The following is an 18,158-nucleotide window of genomic DNA, read 5'->3' on the forward strand; positions in this document are numbered from 1 at the left end:
GACAAAACGGACATCAATTACGTATTGGTTCGCACTAAGGGGGAAGTGCCTCAAACGCCCACACGTTTTAAACAAGAGGCTAATATCTTCAATTACCTAGTGGTCCATTCTGTCCTACAATCTATAAATGCAGTTATTTGCCTTTTTGCCCCAAAGGGAACCAAAACAGGTATTCCCGGTTTGATTTTTTCTTTTAGTGCATCAGGGATTAAGTAGCTGAAAGTTCTTGCGCCCAACCCCGGTACATCAACAAGAGTTTGGGCATATTTATATAATACGCCCAAACTTTTATTTTTTTCAGTATCTAGTTGTTCTTTGACAGTGTTATTCATCTTCAGCCGGAGTTAGAAGTTCTTGCATTGCCTCATCTATTGCGTCTTTTAGAAGTTCAATATTTTCAGGAGAAACCGTAACCCCTTTTTTTGTAGGATTCCAATTCAAACCGTCATCTGTTGTGTAATATATTCTCAGATCCAGATAGCTTTTACCTTTATAAGAATTGATAGCAATTTGAAGCTGTTCTGTTGCACTTCTTGGTATAGTTGCAAGAATTTTTGGCTCGTCTTTTTGTGTCATTAATTTCTTTCTCCTTTTATATTGTCCCCTGATTATAAACCTAATGTCTTATAGTATACAGGAGGCACAAACGGCTGGTTATTTGCACCTTTATCTGTAAATTCCTGATATAAACGATTAGATGTTTTCTTTGAATTTTGATATAAATCGTCACTTATATATTTATTATAAGTTTGATTTCTGTCGCCGGAATATTGTCCCATAGTCTGAGCGTATTTTTTGAGCTCATTTTTATCTTCGCCTACTCCGTATGCTTTTGTTTTGGCATCAGTACCCGAGGGGCGGATTTCTATAGACTTGTTGTCAAAAATCATCATAGTTCCGTCACCCACAAACTGTACATCTTGAAGATTATCAAATTTAAGCTCGGGGAATGTTGATGAGAGTATTTCTTTAATCGGTTCTAATTCGATTTGACCTTGATTTTTAGCAATAGCCATTGTTAGGAAGAAAATATCATTTTTTGTTCTTTTTTCTTCACCTTCTTTTTTAGCTGCTTTTAATTTATCTATATCAGGCTCTGACTCGTTATAGTAAGTAATATCTTCTCTTACATCGTATCTGGAAATAATATTGTTACTGTCATACAGTTCATTAAGTGCGCTTGAGAGTGTTTTATCCGCATTTTTAAGGTTACTAGCAAGGGCAGAAGCAATAATTATGGATTCTCCTGCACTTTTTTCTCTCATAGCGATTGCTTTTCTTCCCGTTTTAGATTCTATTAAGTCTTCGCCTCCTATAATCATACCGCCTGATTCTTCTCCTGCAAAAATCAATCTTGGCTGTATTCCCAGATTGACATCTTTGCCGTAGACGTCAGTTATGATTACTTCTTTATCGGGTGCTTCGTCAAGTTGTTTTTCAACTTTTTTCATTATGTTTGCAATTTCTTTGAAGCCTACAGGTACATTTATTACTTTTACATCATTTTTTTCAGCCCATTCATCCCATGATCTTGCAGAAGCTGTTGTTTTAATCATCAATCTGGGGTGATTATCCCACTGTTCTGATTCTCTCAACTGTTTTGCCCAGAAATCCATAATCAACAAGAATGACTGGTTTGCTGTAGGGACTGAAAGAATTCTGTCACCGTCTAATTCTACATAATCTATGCCTGCTTTTTCAAGCTCAGGAATGTCTGATTTGGTTTGTATTTGAGTTATTGTTAATCTGTCATGGTCGGGGTCTGTTATCAGTACAGAAGTTCCTACAGGATACTCTTTTAATTTTTCATCATATCCCATAGTTTCAATTACAGGGAAAGAAGGTTTTCCGTTTGCTCCTTTTGCAATTATGGTTGCATCAACAGAATAGTCATAAAACTCTTTTTTTCCTTTTGGCGAAACATCTGTTTTTCCTATACCGTGGAAGAACGGGTCTTCTTCAGTATTCAGCCAATGATATTTGTCTGCAATATCCAGACGCTGCAGTACTTTATCTAAAGTTTTATACGCACTGCCTCCGACGTTTTCAATAACAACAGGAGTATTTGTTTGTTTTATTAAACCTAAATTCACATCATTTGCAACACCTTTTTTCAGGTATTCAACATATAAATCAACTCCGTTATTAATAGATTTTAAATAATCCGAATTTATTAATTTGTCATTATTTGCTGACAATTTAATGTCATAAGACCCATTTTCTTCGATATGTTTAAATATTTGTTCAATTTTCTCTACAAATTTCATTGACTCTTCCGGAAGATACTGGCTGCCCTGTGAGTTCAGGTCTTTTGTAGCATTTTTAACACTTATGCCGTGGCTGGAAGTTACGTATTCTCCGCCTAATAAGTCCAATTTGAAGGCGAGGAATGAAGCCATCCAAATAGGCATAGATTCTCTGTCTTCCGTGGTTAATGTTTTTATACCGTGCGAAGCTTGAATTCTGGCTATTAAGTCAACCATTTTGTCAGAGTTATATCTGACTTCTCTTCCTGCTATTTTTACCAAATCTTTATCTTTGTATATGTCTTCTGCAGCAAGAGCTTTAGCTTCTGTTGCAAGAGCTATACCGAACAAATTAATAGGAAATCTCGGATCTGACGGGTGTAAAACATTTTGTGAACCTCTAATTCCGGCTGTAGAAACCAGGGCTTCTTTTTTGTAATTTGCAAGCCATTCCTTTAAATTCATACCTTCAGGGTTTTTAACGGCATCGTATGGCTCCAGATATTCTTTTTTTAATGTAATACTGTAAGCGTCTGGATTTGACATATCAATAATATTGATAGCTTTAATATAATCCGGAGTTTTGCTTTCTACAGATTCAAATAACATTTTCTCCAGCGGACTTCTGGCTTTGTTCAAATTTCCTCCTGTTTCGGTTGTTAAATTGGCTCCAAAATATGGCATGTAATTTCTTGGAAAATTACTTCTTTGGTAAGAAAAATTTTGTATGTTTACATAGTTTGGTTTTCCAATTTTTTGTGTTTGCTTTTCTGTGTTTTGAATGCTTTTCGCATGGTGGTTTTGTAATCCTAAATTAACTCTCATATAAAATCCTCATTAACTGATGCGGTAATTCTAAAACACATAAAAATTTTTTTTGCTAGTAAATTATACCATGATATATTTTTGTAAAAAATTCCTAATTTTTTATTAGCAGATTTTTTTTACAAAAGTTTAATAAATTCATTTTATTGCTTCAACACATTCTTTACAGATAGTTTTATAATCGGATACCGCGCCTAGTTCTCTATATTTCCAGCATCTTTCGCATTTTTCGCCAAGGGCTTGTGTTACAAATACATTATAATTCTCTTCATTATACTCATTTAATGTATCTTGAGGTTTAGCGTCAGCAATAAAAACCTGTGAAACAATAAATATATTTGCAAGTTCGGATTTGTATTTTTCGAGTAAATCTTTATTGTCAGTTTTTATCCAAACAGCAGCTTCCAGAGAGCTTCCGATTTTTTTATCAGCTCTTAAAGGTTCAATAGCTTTTGTAACTATCTCTCTAAGTCTTAATATATCTGTAAACTCAGACTCTAGTTCATTATTTACAACACACATTCCACATGTATTGCTTCCCATTTCTATTGAAAATGCACTCTGTTTATAATTTGATGATTTATCTATAGATAATATCATACTATAAGTTAATAATTATTGAATAGAAATCACTAAAAGCTTTATTTGACAAGTGTTTATTCCAGAAATGTTTAGAAAAATAAAATAAGCAAATGTTCGAACTTCTGAAAACAATTACTACATATGAATTTTAGCGATTTTAGCTGGACGTTTTAGAAAAGGTGTCCATCTGAAAACGCAGAACTCGAAAGGAAAAGACGCTAAAACAGAGGCTTTTCAGCCTCTGTTAGAAATGGTGGGCGTTGAGAGGCTCGAACTCCCGACATCTTCCTTGTAAGGGAAGCGCTCTACCAACTGAGCTAAACGCCCTTAAGCTTGTGTATTTATAAATTAGCATGCATAAATTCTACTGTCAATACAAAAACTGCTAATACGGTATTGATAAAAGCCCATACATAAAAGCTTTTTAAAAAAATGCAAATTTGGATGCAGCGCCGACAAGATTGCAAAAAATTATCAAATTATACACTTAAATTCAAGAGGCGTTCTTGTTCGCCAACAGCTGTAAATTTTACTTTGTTTAAATCTGCAGGGTCGAATTGAAAAATTGCAGCACGGGAAGAAAAAGGAGAAGTTCCTTTTTCGTAAGGAATTGTTTTAGATACAAATCCTTTGCCAAACCATTTATTAAACAATTCATTCATTTGGTTCACGCTTGAATTATTTTGCGCTGTTTCGGCAGGAATATTGTAAAAAATGTTCGGTTTAACCCTGGTATCAATATAAGGACGGTATGTTTCAAGCTGTTTAGCCCAAGCGGCAAGCTGCAGCTCCCTTGATTTTTGCAAAGGGGTATAATGAGAAAGTATCGCAATAGGTAACCCGTCTTTACCTTTTGCAACTAAACCAACCGCGTTACAACCATTTAAACCATCGGTAAATATTGTGTGAACTCCGTTTGGTGTAACTCTAGCCGCAGCACACCGGTTCATACTGACAGGGACAATATTTTTACTGCTATTTTTTGCCAATCCATGCAAAATCATTTCCGGTATTTTGCGTACGTTTGCCTGGTTAATACTTTTGTCAGATACAACTAACGGTAAAACTTTTCTTGTTAAGTTTAATATTGACACAACAAACCAACTTTATTGTTAACTACCTGTATTTAATAAAACATTTTTTCAAAAAAAAATGCTTTTTGCTTAATGGCAACAGCCATCCTTATCTTTTCTGAAAATATCTCTTTGTCCGGGAGTCAGGAGTTTTTCAAATCGGCTTGTATATTCTTCATGTATTTTCTGCGCTTCCAAAATCAGCTGATTTTCTCTTGCCTTATCAATTTCTCTTATCTCATTGAGTTCTTTAACTATAGGCTGCAATGCTTCATATTCGGACTGGCGGATTTGCTCTGCCTTAAAACGCTGCTCCTGAGTTAATCCCAACGGGAAATTCTGCGCACAGCAGGCAAATTGAAAAAAAGTTAATAAAGATATAAAAAGTAACCTAACCAACATACATTTTTACTATATTTTTTACGTTATTTAAAACCTCAGAGGCACTTACACGGGCTTTTTTGCTGCCTTCAATAATGATTTCGTCAATGATTTTCGGATTTTGTTCGAGTTCAAGCCTTTTAGCCCTGATAGGCGCAAAATGCTCGTTAATTAGAGAGGCAAGCTGTCTTTTGCAGTCAGCACAACCTCGTTTAGCGTTTCTGCACTCATCATCTACCTGTTTTAAAAGATTTTCATCAGCAAAAATCTTATAATAGTCGTAAATAACTTCACACTCTTCAGGATGTCCGGGGTCGTCTTTTCGTATTCTTGAGCGGTCGGTAATACCCTGCATAATTTTTTTAGCGGTTAATTCGGGGCTGTCAGAAATTTTAATATCGTTTTGGAAAGATTTGCCCATTTTTTGCCCGTCAATACCTTTTAAAAGCGGAACTTGAGTAAGTTTAACTCCGGGTTCATTGAGGTAATCAGACTTATAAATATGATTAAATCTTCTTACTATATCCCTTGTAATTTCTATGTGTGCAACCTGGTCAATCCCTACAGGAACACAATGAGCATTAAAAGTTAAAATATCAGCGCTCATCAAAACAGGATAACCCATCAAGCCGTAGCTGCAAAAATTTGAAGGTTTTTCGTCCGTTCCTTCTGTTCCCCGTACTATTTTAATCATATCTTTTAAAGTAGGGTCGCGCTCCACCCAGTTCTGAGGGGTAATCATGCTTAAATATATATGTAATTCGGCGGTTTCAGGAACTAAAGACTGCAAATAAACTGTCGATATTTCAGGATCAATGCCGCTTGCTATCCAATCCATAACAACATTTCTTACATTATCTTTAAGGCTTTGCGTATCATCAAATTTAGTCGTAAGCGCATGCCAGTCTGCTATAGCGTAAAAACAGTCATACTCATTTTGCAGAGCCACCCAATTTTTTAAAACCCCCAAATAATGCCCTAAATGAAGCTTACCTGTAGGCCGCATGCCTGACATTATACGTTCTTTGCTCATATTAATTCCCTCTTCAATGTCTTTGCCAAGGAGCGAAACGACTAAAGCAATTCATTTACGGATTACCGCGGCAGTTCCTCAAAGCACCTCGCAATGATGTGTATGTGCCTTTCGCTACTTAGTATACCACCAAAACCTACACCGACAAAATATCCTTGATATCGTCGTAAGAAATTGTTTTGTTTATATCTCTGTCGACAGAAATAATAGCATCTACAAGGTCGCGTTTTTTACCTTTAAGCTGCTGGATTTTTTCTTCAACAGAATTTTTGGTTATGAGCCTGTATACCATAACATTTTTGGTCTGACCGATACGGTAAGCTCTGTCTGTAGCCTGATCTTCGACGGCAGGATTCCACCAAGGGTCATAGTGAATGACATAGTCCGCACCGGTAAGGTTTAAGCCCGTGCCGCCTGCTTTTAGGCTCAATAAGAAGACCTTTATCTCCTCATTATTGTTGAAGTTATCAACGACAGTTTTCCTGTCTTTGGTTTCTCCCGTAAGGTATTCGTACTTAATACCTGTTCTTTCAAACTTATCTTTAATAACATCAAGCATTTGTACAAACTGGCTGAATAAAAGAATTCTATGTCCTTCGCTCGTAATTTCTTCTATCATATCCATCAATAGTTCAAACTTACCTGAGCCGATACTTTCCTGCTTAACAAGCTTAGGATGGCAGCAAATTTGTCTAAGCCTTGTAAGCGCCGTAAATATAGACATCTTGGAATTTTTAAAGCCTTTTTCCTGAATTTCTCTAAGCAAGGTAGCTCTTGTATCCTCAAGAACCTGTTGATACAGGTCTTCCTGCTCCGGCGTCATTTCACAGTATGCTATGTTTTCTATTTTTTCAGGCAGGTCTTTTGCTACATCACGCTTCATACGGCGTAATATGAAAGGATAAACCTGCTTTTTCAAACGATTTTCTACGGTTTTGTCGCCTTTTTCAGAAATCGGCGTTATAAACCTGTATTTGAACTCGCTCAAATCATACAGAAAATCAGGCATTAAAAAGTCAAACACTGACCATAATTCGCTTAATTTATTTTCAATAGGAGTACCTGACATAGCGAACCTATGGTCTGATGATATCCTTTTAACCGCTTGTGCAGTGATAGCTTCGTGATTTTTAATATTTTGCGACTCGTCAAGCACAATAAGCCTGAAATCAAATTTTTTATAAAGCTCAATATCGCGTCTTACAAGGGCATAGCTTGTAAGGATAATATCGTACCCCGTAATTTTTTTGAAATAATCATGCCTGTCAACCCCTGTCAAAGTCAAAACCGACAAATCGGGGGTAAATTTTGCAATCTCATTTTCCCAGTTAAAAACAACCGATGTAGGCGCAATAACAAGAGTAGGCTTAGCGCCTTCTTTGTCTTTTGCTTTTTGGATGAGGCAAAGCATTTGCAAGGTTTTACCAAGTCCCATATCATCCGCTAAAATTCCGTTTAAACCGTATTGATACAAAAACCAAAGCCAGCTTAGTCCTCGTTCCTGATATTCTCTTAAAACGGCCTTGACTTTAGCGGGGAATTCCACGCTTTCTGCGATATTAAACGTGCTGATTTGGGTCCAGAAATGTTCAAACTTCTTACTCATTTTAAGCACTATACCGAGCTCTTTAAGCTCCGCAATCAATCCGGCTCTGAAGGTTTTAACCGAAAATTGGTACTCCTCGAGTTTTTGAGCATCATAGCTGTTCAGCATTTTAGATAAAATCATAAGCTTTGCGTGCGGTACTTCGATAAAGCCTACTCCTTCAAACTCAAAGTACTTAATACCTTGGAACATAGCCTTTTCCACCTGTTCAAAATCAATTTTTTTCTTGCCGCAAATGCAATAAATTTCCACCTGAAAGCTATCTACAGATTCATCAAAGTCAATCTTGGCACAAACCTGCATACCGTCTTTTACAACTTTGAGCGAAGATAAGTCACCTTTTTCCTCAATAATCCAATCCTCACCGGCTTTGTCTATGAAGAAGTTATAAAAATCTATAGCCGTATCAGGGTCTAAATAAAGATTATTCGTCTGCATCGGGGAGAATTTGGAATTAATAAGGATTTCGTAGGCTTTTGTTTCATGTTTTATATTTCTTTTAATCCAGTAAATCAAGCCATCCTCAGGCTTTTTCACCGTAACAAAAGGCGATTTGCCTGCCAAACGTCCGTAAGGAACTCTGATACCGTCATATTCAAATTCAAGCTCTGCTTTCATCCCGCTGTCTTTTTCCAAGCTTAAAATCAAAACATTCTTAGGCGGTTTACGCTCCAAGGTAAGTTTTTGGAGGATTTCAGACATTTCAACCTTCATGTTTTTCCTGATTTTAGGCAGTTCTTCGTACAAAAATTTGCCGCCCTCCGCATCTCTTATGTCGGTAAACGTGCTTTTTGTAAGAAAATGAGGCACAACACTCAAAGGCGTATCGGCTTTAAACAGGATATTTTTGTATTTGTAATAACTGAGATTGCGTGAGAAATAACGTACTTCTTCAAACGGATAAATATCCTCAGGCTCAGGTCTGTGCCAGTGCAATGACAGCAGTACATTCCCCACAACAGACACATTCACTGACAACACCAAGCTCCATTCATTAGGGTCAAAAATCAGGCGTTCACCTGTTTTAAAATCGATAAATTCTTCAACTTGAGATAAGAACCCCAAAAATTTTTCAAGCAAATTAAACGGAAAATCAAAATATCCCGAACCTTTATCAAATTTGGCATTTTTATAAAGTTCCTGCATCACAAGAAATTCGTTTTTCTGCTCTTGCGTAAACAAAAAATCCGGATTATTTTTTTGCAGCTCAACGGCCTGAGTTAAAAGCGCTTCAAGGTTTGAAACAACCTCACCGGAACTTCTGTCTACAATCTGTACGCTTGCAAATTTTTGAATACGCTGATGATTTAGTATAAAAGTATAATTGCCTTTAAAATCAGCTGTTCCATCCAATACCTCTTCTTGTTTGGATTTTGACTTTGAGTTGGATTTTGTTTTTGTCTTTTTATTGTAATATTCTTCAAAAATTTTATTCTCTATAGCGTAAAGCCCCACACTTACGGCATGTTTACACCATTCTTCTTCCAAAGGGCAATCGCATTGGGCTTTTATGTTAAAATCCTTGTCTATCGTAAGTTTTGTAGTATAAAAATCCTGAAAATTACCCTTAACCTTGCCTGTAATGACATTTCTTGACAGCTTGGCTTCGATTACCTGTTTCTTCTTATGGTAATCGTAACCTCTTCTCCAGCTTCCCGGTTGGGCATTTTCTTTAATATACTTGATGCTGAACATAAATTCTCATTTCTGAAAACATTTTACTATAAAATTCTGATTTTATACAAACTATCTTTTTGCTTGTGTTGAAACAGCCTGATAAGCTATAATCGTAAAAGGTAAGTTAACAGGGGAAACTCATGGGCGAAAAGTACAGATTAGTTACAAGAAGCGATTTTGACGGATTAGTATGCGCCGTATTATTAAAAGGGCTTAACATGATTGAGGAAATCAAATTCGTACACCCCAAAGACATGCAAGACGGCTTAATAGAAATCACGCCCAAAGACATAACAACTAACCTGCCTTATAATAAAGAAGCTTATCTGGTTTTTGACCATCATTTCAGTGAACTGATGAGGCTTGAAGATGAAAATCCCCAAAATTATATTATAGATGCAAAAGCGCCGTCAGCCGCAAGGGTTGTATATAATTACTACGGCGGCGAAAATAGATTTCCTGCCGCCTGGAATGAGATGATGGAAGCTGTCGACAAGGCTGATTCAGCGCAGTTTTCGCAGGATGAAATCCTAAATCCGACGGGTTGGACGCTTTTGAATTATTTAATGGACCCCCGCACCGGATTAGGGCGATTCAGGAATTTCAGGATTTCTAACTACACGCTTATGATGGACCTGATTGACTATTGCAAGAACCACACTATTGATGAAATTATGCAAATCCCTGATGTTGTGGAGAGGACGGAATTATACTTCGAGCAGGCGGAAAAATTCAAAGAGCAGTTAAAAAAATGCTCAAAAGTATACAACAATCTTGTTGTTTTAGACCTAAGGAATGAAGAAACTATATACGCAGGCAACCGTTTTATGATTTATGCGCTTTACCCTGAATGCAATATCTCTATTCACTGTCTGTGGGGGTTAAAGAAGCAAAATACCGTCTTTGCGGTCGGTAAATCAATCGTAAACCGTACTTCAAAAACAAATATAGGCAAATTGATGCTCAGCCAAAACGGCGGCGGACACGAAAATGCAGGCACCTGCCAAATAAGTAATGAATATGCTGACAATGTGTTGAAAAAACTAATCAACAAAATCACTTATGACGGCTAAATATTTTCAAATGCTTCCCCGAGCAATACCAGTTTTTGCATCAAGTTATTCTGATATTCCATTAATTGGTTTGCTTTTTTAATAAATGCATCACGCTTTTTTGCGGGTTCCGAATTATTGGGGAACTCAAAATTCCCTATATACTCAATAAAGTTATTCATGGCTCTTATTTCTTCATCGACTGCCTCTGCCTTATATCTTTTATAAGCAGCGGTATCATATGCAAGCCTATTGTTAATCTCTCTGAATAAGACAGCACGGTTTGCCGTCATTTTAGCATCACTCTTTATGGCATCCATAGAATCTTTTTGCATTTTAATATATTCGGCAGTGTCTGACTTTTTAGCTTTTAAGCTTCTGTCTATATTAGAATATAAATCCCGAAAAATTTGCTCTATGTCATTATCAGGATTAAGGATAGCCCGTTCCATAGATTTAAGTTCCGCCTTTAAAATTTTAAATGATTGTAAAATATCTGATATATGGTTATAAAATTCATTAATCTGTTTTTTATAACCGATAAGATCTATATCTTTAATTCCAATATTCAAAGCCCTCTCACTCAAGCCTGTTTGGTTTAAAAATAACATTAAAGTTGAATTATCTTCTGTCTGATAACTAATAGATTCTATCATCATTCTTATAGCATCATCACTGGATAATTTTAAACCGGCATTAGGGATACCTTCCGGAATACTATGAGTCATAAGTTCATCTTTTATTTTATGCACAAACCCCTCTGACGCAGCATGTATTAAAAGGAACTCAAGCTCACTTCTAAGCGCTGCAGAAATCGCATGTTGAACATGGTCTGTATATTGTTTTACAAACACTTCCCGCTTTTTATATTTTTCAGAATTGGTTATTCTGAAGTATTCTTTAAGAAGCTCTTTAGGCTCGTGCATAATGTTATATTCATAAAACTGATTTTTCAAAGTTTCATACAGCTTCTGTGCTTCAGGTTTTTCCTGAATCAGAGCAGAGGTGTACTGTTTAAATGTTTCATAAATTTTATTTCTATATTTGGGGTGAATGAACAATTCCACTAAAGAGGCCGTCATTTTGGCTTTATGTTCAAGGGCATTATTCATTACACCTTCAAGGTCGGTATCTGATGTTATGCTTCTGTATTCGTTAATTTTTTGACTTATTAATCTATACTGTGGAGCAAAAAAGTCAACACTGCCCGATAACTCTTTGTTTGAAAGGATATAATCAACAGCCTTCTTAACATCATCTAAACCTTCATCCCGGGATATACGCGTCTTAAATTGTTTTACAGTATTGATAAAAAGATCATAATCATTGTTCCTGATTGTAATATTTAATTCGTCCAGAAGTTTATAGTGATTATACTGCTGTCTCATCTCTTTTAATTGAGCTATATCATTACCAATAATGCTGATATTATCATCAAAAACATCGTTAATGCGTTCTTTAGAGAGTAATTCCGTTTTAGGGAATGCGGGACGGGCGCCATATTTTTGAAAATTACTGCCCCGGTATTGTTTTACGAACTTTTCAATACCCAAATTTTGGAATAACTTATCCATATCTCTGTACATTTCAACAAAATTACGCTTCCCTTTATACATGTTGAAAGTATGTTTTTTGGCAAATTTTTGGTAAGAATATTCAGGCAGTTTTTCCGCTTTTTTTATTCCGGAATAAACCACATCCGAGTATATCCTGTTTAAGAGGAGTTCTTCCTTATCATCATCGGCATTTTGAATATCATGGATATAAGAAAATTCTGTCCTGTGTTTAATACCCAAATCTTCATTGGATATGCCTGCTAAAATTTCTTCAAATTCAGCATTTGTCATATTCTGTAAGTTTCTGTAGACAGAAACAAATTCTTCATTTGTACGAGGGTTGTAAGTCTTATCTATCCATCGTTTGATTTTATTAAAGCCCAGCGCTCCCAGCTCGTCTTTATCCAAATCTTCAGGTTGAAATAATATATGATTTGCTAAAACATTAGTTAAGCGTGTTTTTATTTCATGTTTAATTTGCTGTGCATCATCCCTTGAAGCAATTTGCTTTGAAACAGAATTTGTTAAGCGCCTAACAGTAAGTTCTATAAACTTAGACATACTGCCTTGTGAGGCATCATACGATTTTTCAGGATTATAATCAGAGAATTTAATATTGTATTTTTTGCCTATTGTCTTTAATTGATATTTGACAGCATCTGATGTTTCAAGTTTAACATAAGACACATATTCTTTTGTTTTGCCAAATACATATTTAAAATCTTCTTTAGCAATATTAGGGATTTTTCTTTTGAGTTCTTCCAGCTGTTCAAACGTAGTCGCACGATTCACTTTATCTGCGATAACAGGAGAATAATATGAATCTGCAACAGCCATTTTTCTCAAAGTCAACTTTAATTCAAAATCGTTAAGTTTATTATAATCTTCTACGCTGCGCATAGGATGAAGAAAATCCTTGTTTTCAACTATCTTCATTAATCTTTCTTTTTTCATCTTATACGTACGTTCAATTTGGTCATTTTGTAAAAATGCGGCTTCAAGCTGCTCAGGCGTCATTTTTCTTGCTAAATTATTAAGTTCTCTCAACTCATTATTATGCACAAAATAATCTACGAAGATTGTCTGTACAAGCTCTGACGTAAAATCACGTACGGAATTGTCCCGCCCTGCTATAATACCATCTGAAAATAACTTGAATTTAAATTCTTCTGAAGGCGGCTTGAGTTTCTTATATACTCTGTTTTCAATATTTTTTTCTTTCGTTTGTCCCGGATTTTCTAAAAAGTCCTCAACAAACACACCATTTTTAGACTGCGCATCAGTAATATAACCTGACTTACCTCCGCGACCCGAGCCGTAGTCAGTTCTCATTAAACCTTCGGAATCAACCCATGTATTCAAATGCTCCAGTTTTCCCCAGGTATTATCATGCATAATTGCATCTTTAACTTCTGTTATGCCTGTTTTTTTATCAACGACGGTAATAGGCGCCACATCAGCTATATATTGGGCATGACCTGCCCGTTCATTATGATAAACAGAAGTAGAGCTTACGCCTGAATGAGGTCCTTTTTTAATGCTCTCTGAAAGTTTTTTAAGATCTTTTTCCGCATAATATTCCCGGCCGGTCATCTGCTCAAAAATTCTTATTTCCTGCGGTGTATACAGCCCGGACTGTCCTTCTTCACCAACCCAGAAATGCCCCGTTTCTTTACCAACCTTTGTAACCAGCTCTGAAAGCGGTTTTTCCAGAAATTTATTTTGACGCTGATACTCCCTCAAAACAACATGATACATTTTATTCAAATTAGAATTAATCTGCTTAAATAACGATTGTTCATACGGTGTAAATCTCAATTCTTCAGGCATCTTCAGCTTAACTTTATTTTCTGCCCATGCTTTTTCCGCCTTTTCTCTAAAAGCTGAAATTGCAAGGAATTTATCATGCAGCCGGATAAGCTGTTTATCTGATAAAATCTCGCCTTTGTTTTCAAATTTTCTAAGTAAAAGAAGTTCTGCCTGAGATGTCAGAAACAAATCCCGTGAAGGGTCAATAACAGAAGAATCTTCTTCTATATTATTAATACGTTCGCTTAAATCATTTATATCGGCAGCTAAAACATTTACAGCTTTTGCTAAAGCATTCGCATCATCAAGCCCAACTCCGTTTACAATTGCCAGGTATTTGGCTTCCTCGGAATCGGGCGGAAGCTGCATTAGCTGATTTCCCATTGAATTGAACATATTAACAAGAAGCTTAATTTGGCTTGCATAACCCAAATTTTTCATTATTTCTCTGTATCTTGTTTCGCTAACCTGTCCTTCAAGTTCTGATTTTATATCTGAAAGTTTTTGCAATACCGCTTCTTTGGATGATTTAACTCCAAGCTTTAGAGCAAAGGACCGGAAGTTGATAATTTTATCCTGTTTAACATTATCCATTAAAGCATCGGCTATCCTGCCCAGCGCATAGCGTTTATTCTGAAGCAGCATTCTTGAATAAATTTCGTCAAGAGAGTTTTCCATAATCAACTGTATATCTGAAGCTGCGCCTGAAACCTCGTTAATTATTCCTTCCTTAGATGCTTTCATTTTCCATTTGTCAGCAAGTATTTTGGCTAAATCATCGCCTTTTTCACCGTTAAGTTCTTTGACAAGATTTTCCAAATGTGCTGTAAGCCTGCTTTCATCATCAGGGTAATTGCCTTCTAAAATGTAGCGGTCCGTAATACCCATATCTGATAATTTTTCCGCAAAAAAAGCTTTATAAGCAACTTCGGCTTCAAACAATTCACGATATTGTCTTGTATTCGAAGTTTTGTGAGAACCGTGCGGTATTAATTTAACAGCTTCCTGATAAGAAGAAATCAATCGGAAAATCCTTTCTTTTAATTTCGGGGTCACTGCAATACCGCAAGTATCCTCCAAAAATGCGGACATTTTTGCGATTTTCACAGATTCTTCTTCATTGTCTATATATTTATACCTGGAATTAATTTTATCACCTCTTGCCTCTTCCAACATAATAGTTTTGGCATCTTTTTTCAAAAGTCCGATAAGTCCTTTTGAAACAAATCTAAGCTCATTGAAAGACTTGCCGGGTATAAAAGATGATAAGGTTTCATCTATAAGATTTGATAGGATTTGAATATCTTGCTGCGAAGCATTCCCTGAATTGGTTGAATTTCTTGATTCCATGCCGTTTTTTATAGCAGTAATTTTGGCATCTGTAATAGCTGATTTTGCCTTAACTAAAGTTCTGAGATAGTAATGCTCCTGAGCCAGGTTTAAATCCTCAAAATCTTTTAAGAAAAAACTGTCATGGAACAAGTCAAAATTGTCTTTGTCAAAAGCTACAAATTTGTGTGCTATTCTTCTTCCGCGTCCTACAGTACCTGCGGCATTCATCCATTGGAGGGCGGAGGCATCTATAATTCTGTAATCTTTTTGCTGCGCATAATCAAAATCTATATGGGTCTTTGCTATAGGGATTTTTTGTCCTGATTTCAGGTCTGAAATGTTATAAACCATTAAATGTGGAGTATTATCAAGCTCATTTAAAATAATATCAACATATTTGGATTTATCTTCATAGGCAAGCGCCTTTCTGCAGATTGAAATCGCCGCGCACATACCGTGTTCTCTTTGGTCAACCTGTTTAATATTAGGAATAGAGCTTTCCGGTGTACGGATAACAATGTCATTTAATATTTCCGACAGTACTTGTACTTTTTTATTTTTTAATTGGGGGGTTATTTTATAATCTTTACCAAGGAAAAAGTTTAATTTTTCCAGAACTTTTTTCTTCTCTTCCAAAGAAATCTCGGATGAAATAATAAAATAATCCAGATTTTGGGGGATATTCGCTATGTTTTTATCGGCAGGTCGTTTTAGTGCATGTTTAATGCTTGTCGCTTCCAAAATTTGTTTTTTCAACCCTAAAAGTTCAAGCTCTACCTTTACAGGCGCCTTTTTCCTTAAAAATACACCCTCAAACCTCTTCTCCAAGTCAGCTTTCATAGGGTTATCCATATTATCAAGAGCTTGTCTTGCAGCCTCTTGCAGTTGTTGTTTCCAATCGTTATTGGGCTTTTTAGCCAAATCAACCCTTGCAGCATAGCGCAAGTTAGCAGCTACATCCATCAAAAATTGAACATTCTCGGGAGAAGAATCATTTGAAAGATTATTTATAGCGGTTGATATACGCCTTTGGTTATTGTAAGTCAAAGCATAATCGTTATTGTTTTTTAACTGTTTTACGCTGTTATGATCTTCCCTTGCTCCGCCGAACGCTAATGAGATACGTTTCAATACATTTAATTTAACTTCCATAAACTACCCATAAACTAATCTGTCTCATGTTTCCAACATAAGTCATGCTTAAACACCTAATGCTTTAAATCGTGAAATATCGTTTAAGTGTTAGTTTAACACGCAATTATTTACAAAATTTAATATTGGTCCTAAGTTACTACCCCCAAAAAGCAAATTTTTGCACAATTGTATTCTTTTATATCTTTTTGCTACTACATTGAAAAATTTTAAAATTTTAGTAAAGTATTGTAAACAGAGTTTTTCATAAATGTTTAAAAATGTTAAAATATGTACATATATTAATACAGTGGTGTCATTACCAGTTAATTGTGTTTGGTGATTTGTCTAAATTTAATTAATTAAAGGAGAATATATGCATAGCAGGAAGCCCGCTTTTACTTTGTCCGAAGTACTTATTTCAATGGTATTAATCGGTATTTTGGTTGTTGTGATGTTGTCTATTACAAATTTTTCCGATAAAGATGAAAAAATTCTTATAGGTAAAAAGCAGCAGGCGGAGAGTCTTATTGTAAGTGTTTCTAAGGCTTTGGCTTCAGGCGATACAACAGGTTTGGCACTAACGGCATTAACGCAAAGCGATGATTCTTTAAGAGATGGTTTTGCGCCAAAACTTAACACAAAAAATGCCCAGGCATTTGTGGATGATTTTTCAGATTACAATACTCCTGAAGAATTCCTAAAACCCGAAATTCTACCTGCCGTGGAACTTGTTAACGGTACAAAAGTAGCTTTTCAGAAGCTAAATAATAGTTGTTCAAGGTTAGCGGATGGTGGTGCTCCTTGTGCTTTGGCTTATGTAGATGTAAATAAAAAATCTGTGGGGGATGAAAAAGCCAAATTTATGATGGTAATTTATCGCGACAGGGCTGCCAGCGAATATGAACTTTGTCAGGGATATGATTCTAATGGGCAAAAATTTATTACACTTGAATGTCCGCAGGATAAACCTAACGGTACATCAACAAGAATAGACACATGTTCTTTGGGAGTTGTAGCAATTGGCGAACCTGAGGGTACATGTTGTCCTTCCGACCAAACTCCTGACGGAGGCATTTGTGTTTGTAAAAATTCTGATATGGAAAGCGTAGGTGGAATTTGTGTTTGTAAAGATCACAAGGTAAACATAAATGGTGCTTGTATTTGCGAAGGTAAAGAAGAGGCTTGCCCGGAAGGTAGTAACAAAATAGGCAAACTTATATATGATGGAGTTTGTAAATCTGAAGGGAAGTCATTTGAATTAAGAAAAAATACTTGCAAATGTCCTGATTCACTGCCAAATGAATCTTTAGAAAACGTTTGTTATGCTGCTTGCAGTGGAGATAAAATATGGGATGCTGCAAGTGCTGCTTGTAAATGTCCTGCCAATCTGCCTGATTTAGCCAACGGAAAATGCACATGTTCTGATATGGTTGAGGACTGTCCTGGACTTAAAGTCGGAAATATTACTTATAGCGCAATATGTTCGGCTACAGGTAAAGTTAAAGATAAAGTTAAAACAAACACTTGCGCATGTCCAACTACAGGCGTTAATTCCAAAGCCGGATGTAACGGAATATTTAACAGCAGTACTTGTACATGTGAGGCATGTACTCCGCCAAAAGTTCCCAATGCAGCCAAGACAGCGTGCGTATGTCCCGCCAATCTGCCTAATTTAGTTAACGGCGTATGCACATGTCCTGATATGGTTGAAAGCTGTCCTGTACCTAAAGTCGGAAATATTACTTATAGCGCAATATGTTCGGCTACAGGTAAAGTTAAAGATAAAGTTAAAACAAACACTTGCGCATGTCCAACTACAGGCGTTAATTCCAAAGCCGGATGTAACGGAATA

Annotated in this window: 11 protein-coding genes and 1 tRNA gene; 2 read left to right on the forward strand and 10 right to left on the reverse strand. The window is 36.1% G+C overall.

Annotated features, from left to right (window positions below; all coding sequences use genetic code 11):
• Positions 1–92 precede the first annotated feature (92 nt).
• The 9 genes from PHX18_08645 to PHX18_08685 all read right to left on the reverse strand — a co-directional run bounded on the left by PHX18_08645 (position 93) and on the right by PHX18_08685 (position 9,441).
• Positions 93–332 carry a hypothetical protein gene (locus PHX18_08645; protein MDD3594678.1) on the reverse strand — a complete coding sequence of 80 codons (240 nt, stop codon included), beginning with the start codon at positions 330–332 and terminating at the stop codon, positions 93–95.
• The gene (locus PHX18_08650; GenBank protein ID MDD3594679.1) at positions 325–576 is read right to left on the reverse strand and encodes a transcriptional coactivator p15/PC4 family protein; all 252 of its coding nucleotides are present in this window, start codon (positions 574–576) and stop codon (positions 325–327) included. The genes PHX18_08645 and PHX18_08650 overlap by 8 nt, the downstream gene beginning before the upstream one ends.
• A gap of 32 nt (positions 577–608) precedes the next feature.
• Complete coding sequence (locus PHX18_08655; protein MDD3594680.1) at positions 609–3,071, reverse strand: hypothetical protein; 2,463 nt, start codon at positions 3,069–3,071, stop codon at positions 609–611.
• Positions 3,072–3,209: 138 nt separating this feature from the next.
• Entirely contained in the window at positions 3,210–3,671 is a 462-nt protein-coding gene (locus PHX18_08660; GenBank protein MDD3594681.1) for a hypothetical protein, read from the reverse strand.
• A gap of 233 nt (positions 3,672–3,904) precedes the next feature.
• A tRNA-Val gene (locus PHX18_08665) sits at positions 3,905–3,980 on the reverse strand.
• Positions 3,981–4,132: 152 nt separating this feature from the next.
• The gene (locus PHX18_08670; GenBank protein MDD3594682.1) at positions 4,133–4,747 is read right to left on the reverse strand and encodes a hypothetical protein; all 615 of its coding nucleotides are present in this window, start codon (positions 4,745–4,747) and stop codon (positions 4,133–4,135) included.
• A gap of 69 nt (positions 4,748–4,816) precedes the next feature.
• Positions 4,817–5,128, reverse strand: a complete 312-nt coding sequence (locus PHX18_08675; protein ID MDD3594683.1) for a hypothetical protein — start codon at positions 5,126–5,128, stop codon at positions 4,817–4,819.
• Positions 5,118–6,140, reverse strand: a complete 1,023-nt coding sequence (gene trpS, locus PHX18_08680; protein ID MDD3594684.1) for a tryptophan--tRNA ligase — start codon at positions 6,138–6,140, stop codon at positions 5,118–5,120. Before trpS ends, PHX18_08675 begins: the two co-directional genes overlap by 11 nt.
• 136 nt (positions 6,141–6,276) lie before the next feature.
• Positions 6,277–9,441 carry an SNF2-related protein gene (locus PHX18_08685; GenBank protein MDD3594685.1) on the reverse strand — a complete coding sequence of 1,055 codons (3,165 nt, stop codon included), beginning with the start codon at positions 9,439–9,441 and terminating at the stop codon, positions 6,277–6,279.
• A gap of 122 nt (positions 9,442–9,563) precedes the next feature.
• On the opposite strand from PHX18_08685, the gene PHX18_08690 reads away from it, so the two are divergent.
• A complete protein-coding gene (locus PHX18_08690; protein MDD3594686.1) occupies positions 9,564–10,496 on the forward strand; it encodes an exopolyphosphatase in 933 nt (310 codons plus the stop codon).
• On the opposite strand, the gene PHX18_08695 is transcribed toward PHX18_08690, so the two are convergent.
• The gene (locus tag PHX18_08695) at positions 10,493–16,324 is read right to left on the reverse strand and encodes a hypothetical protein (protein MDD3594687.1); all 5,832 of its coding nucleotides are present in this window, start codon (positions 16,322–16,324) and stop codon (positions 10,493–10,495) included. The genes PHX18_08690 and PHX18_08695 overlap by 4 nt on opposite strands.
• Before the next feature lie 355 nt (positions 16,325–16,679).
• Here PHX18_08695 and PHX18_08700 point away from each other — a divergent pair.
• Positions 16,680–18,158: type II secretion system protein (locus PHX18_08700; protein MDD3594688.1), on the forward strand; the 1,479-nt coding region annotated here is incomplete at its 3' end.

The sequence above is a fragment of the Candidatus Gastranaerophilales bacterium genome (genome assembly GCA_028696075.1).
Classification (GTDB): Bacteria; Cyanobacteriota; Vampirovibrionia; order Gastranaerophilales; family JAILCC01; genus JAQVHS01.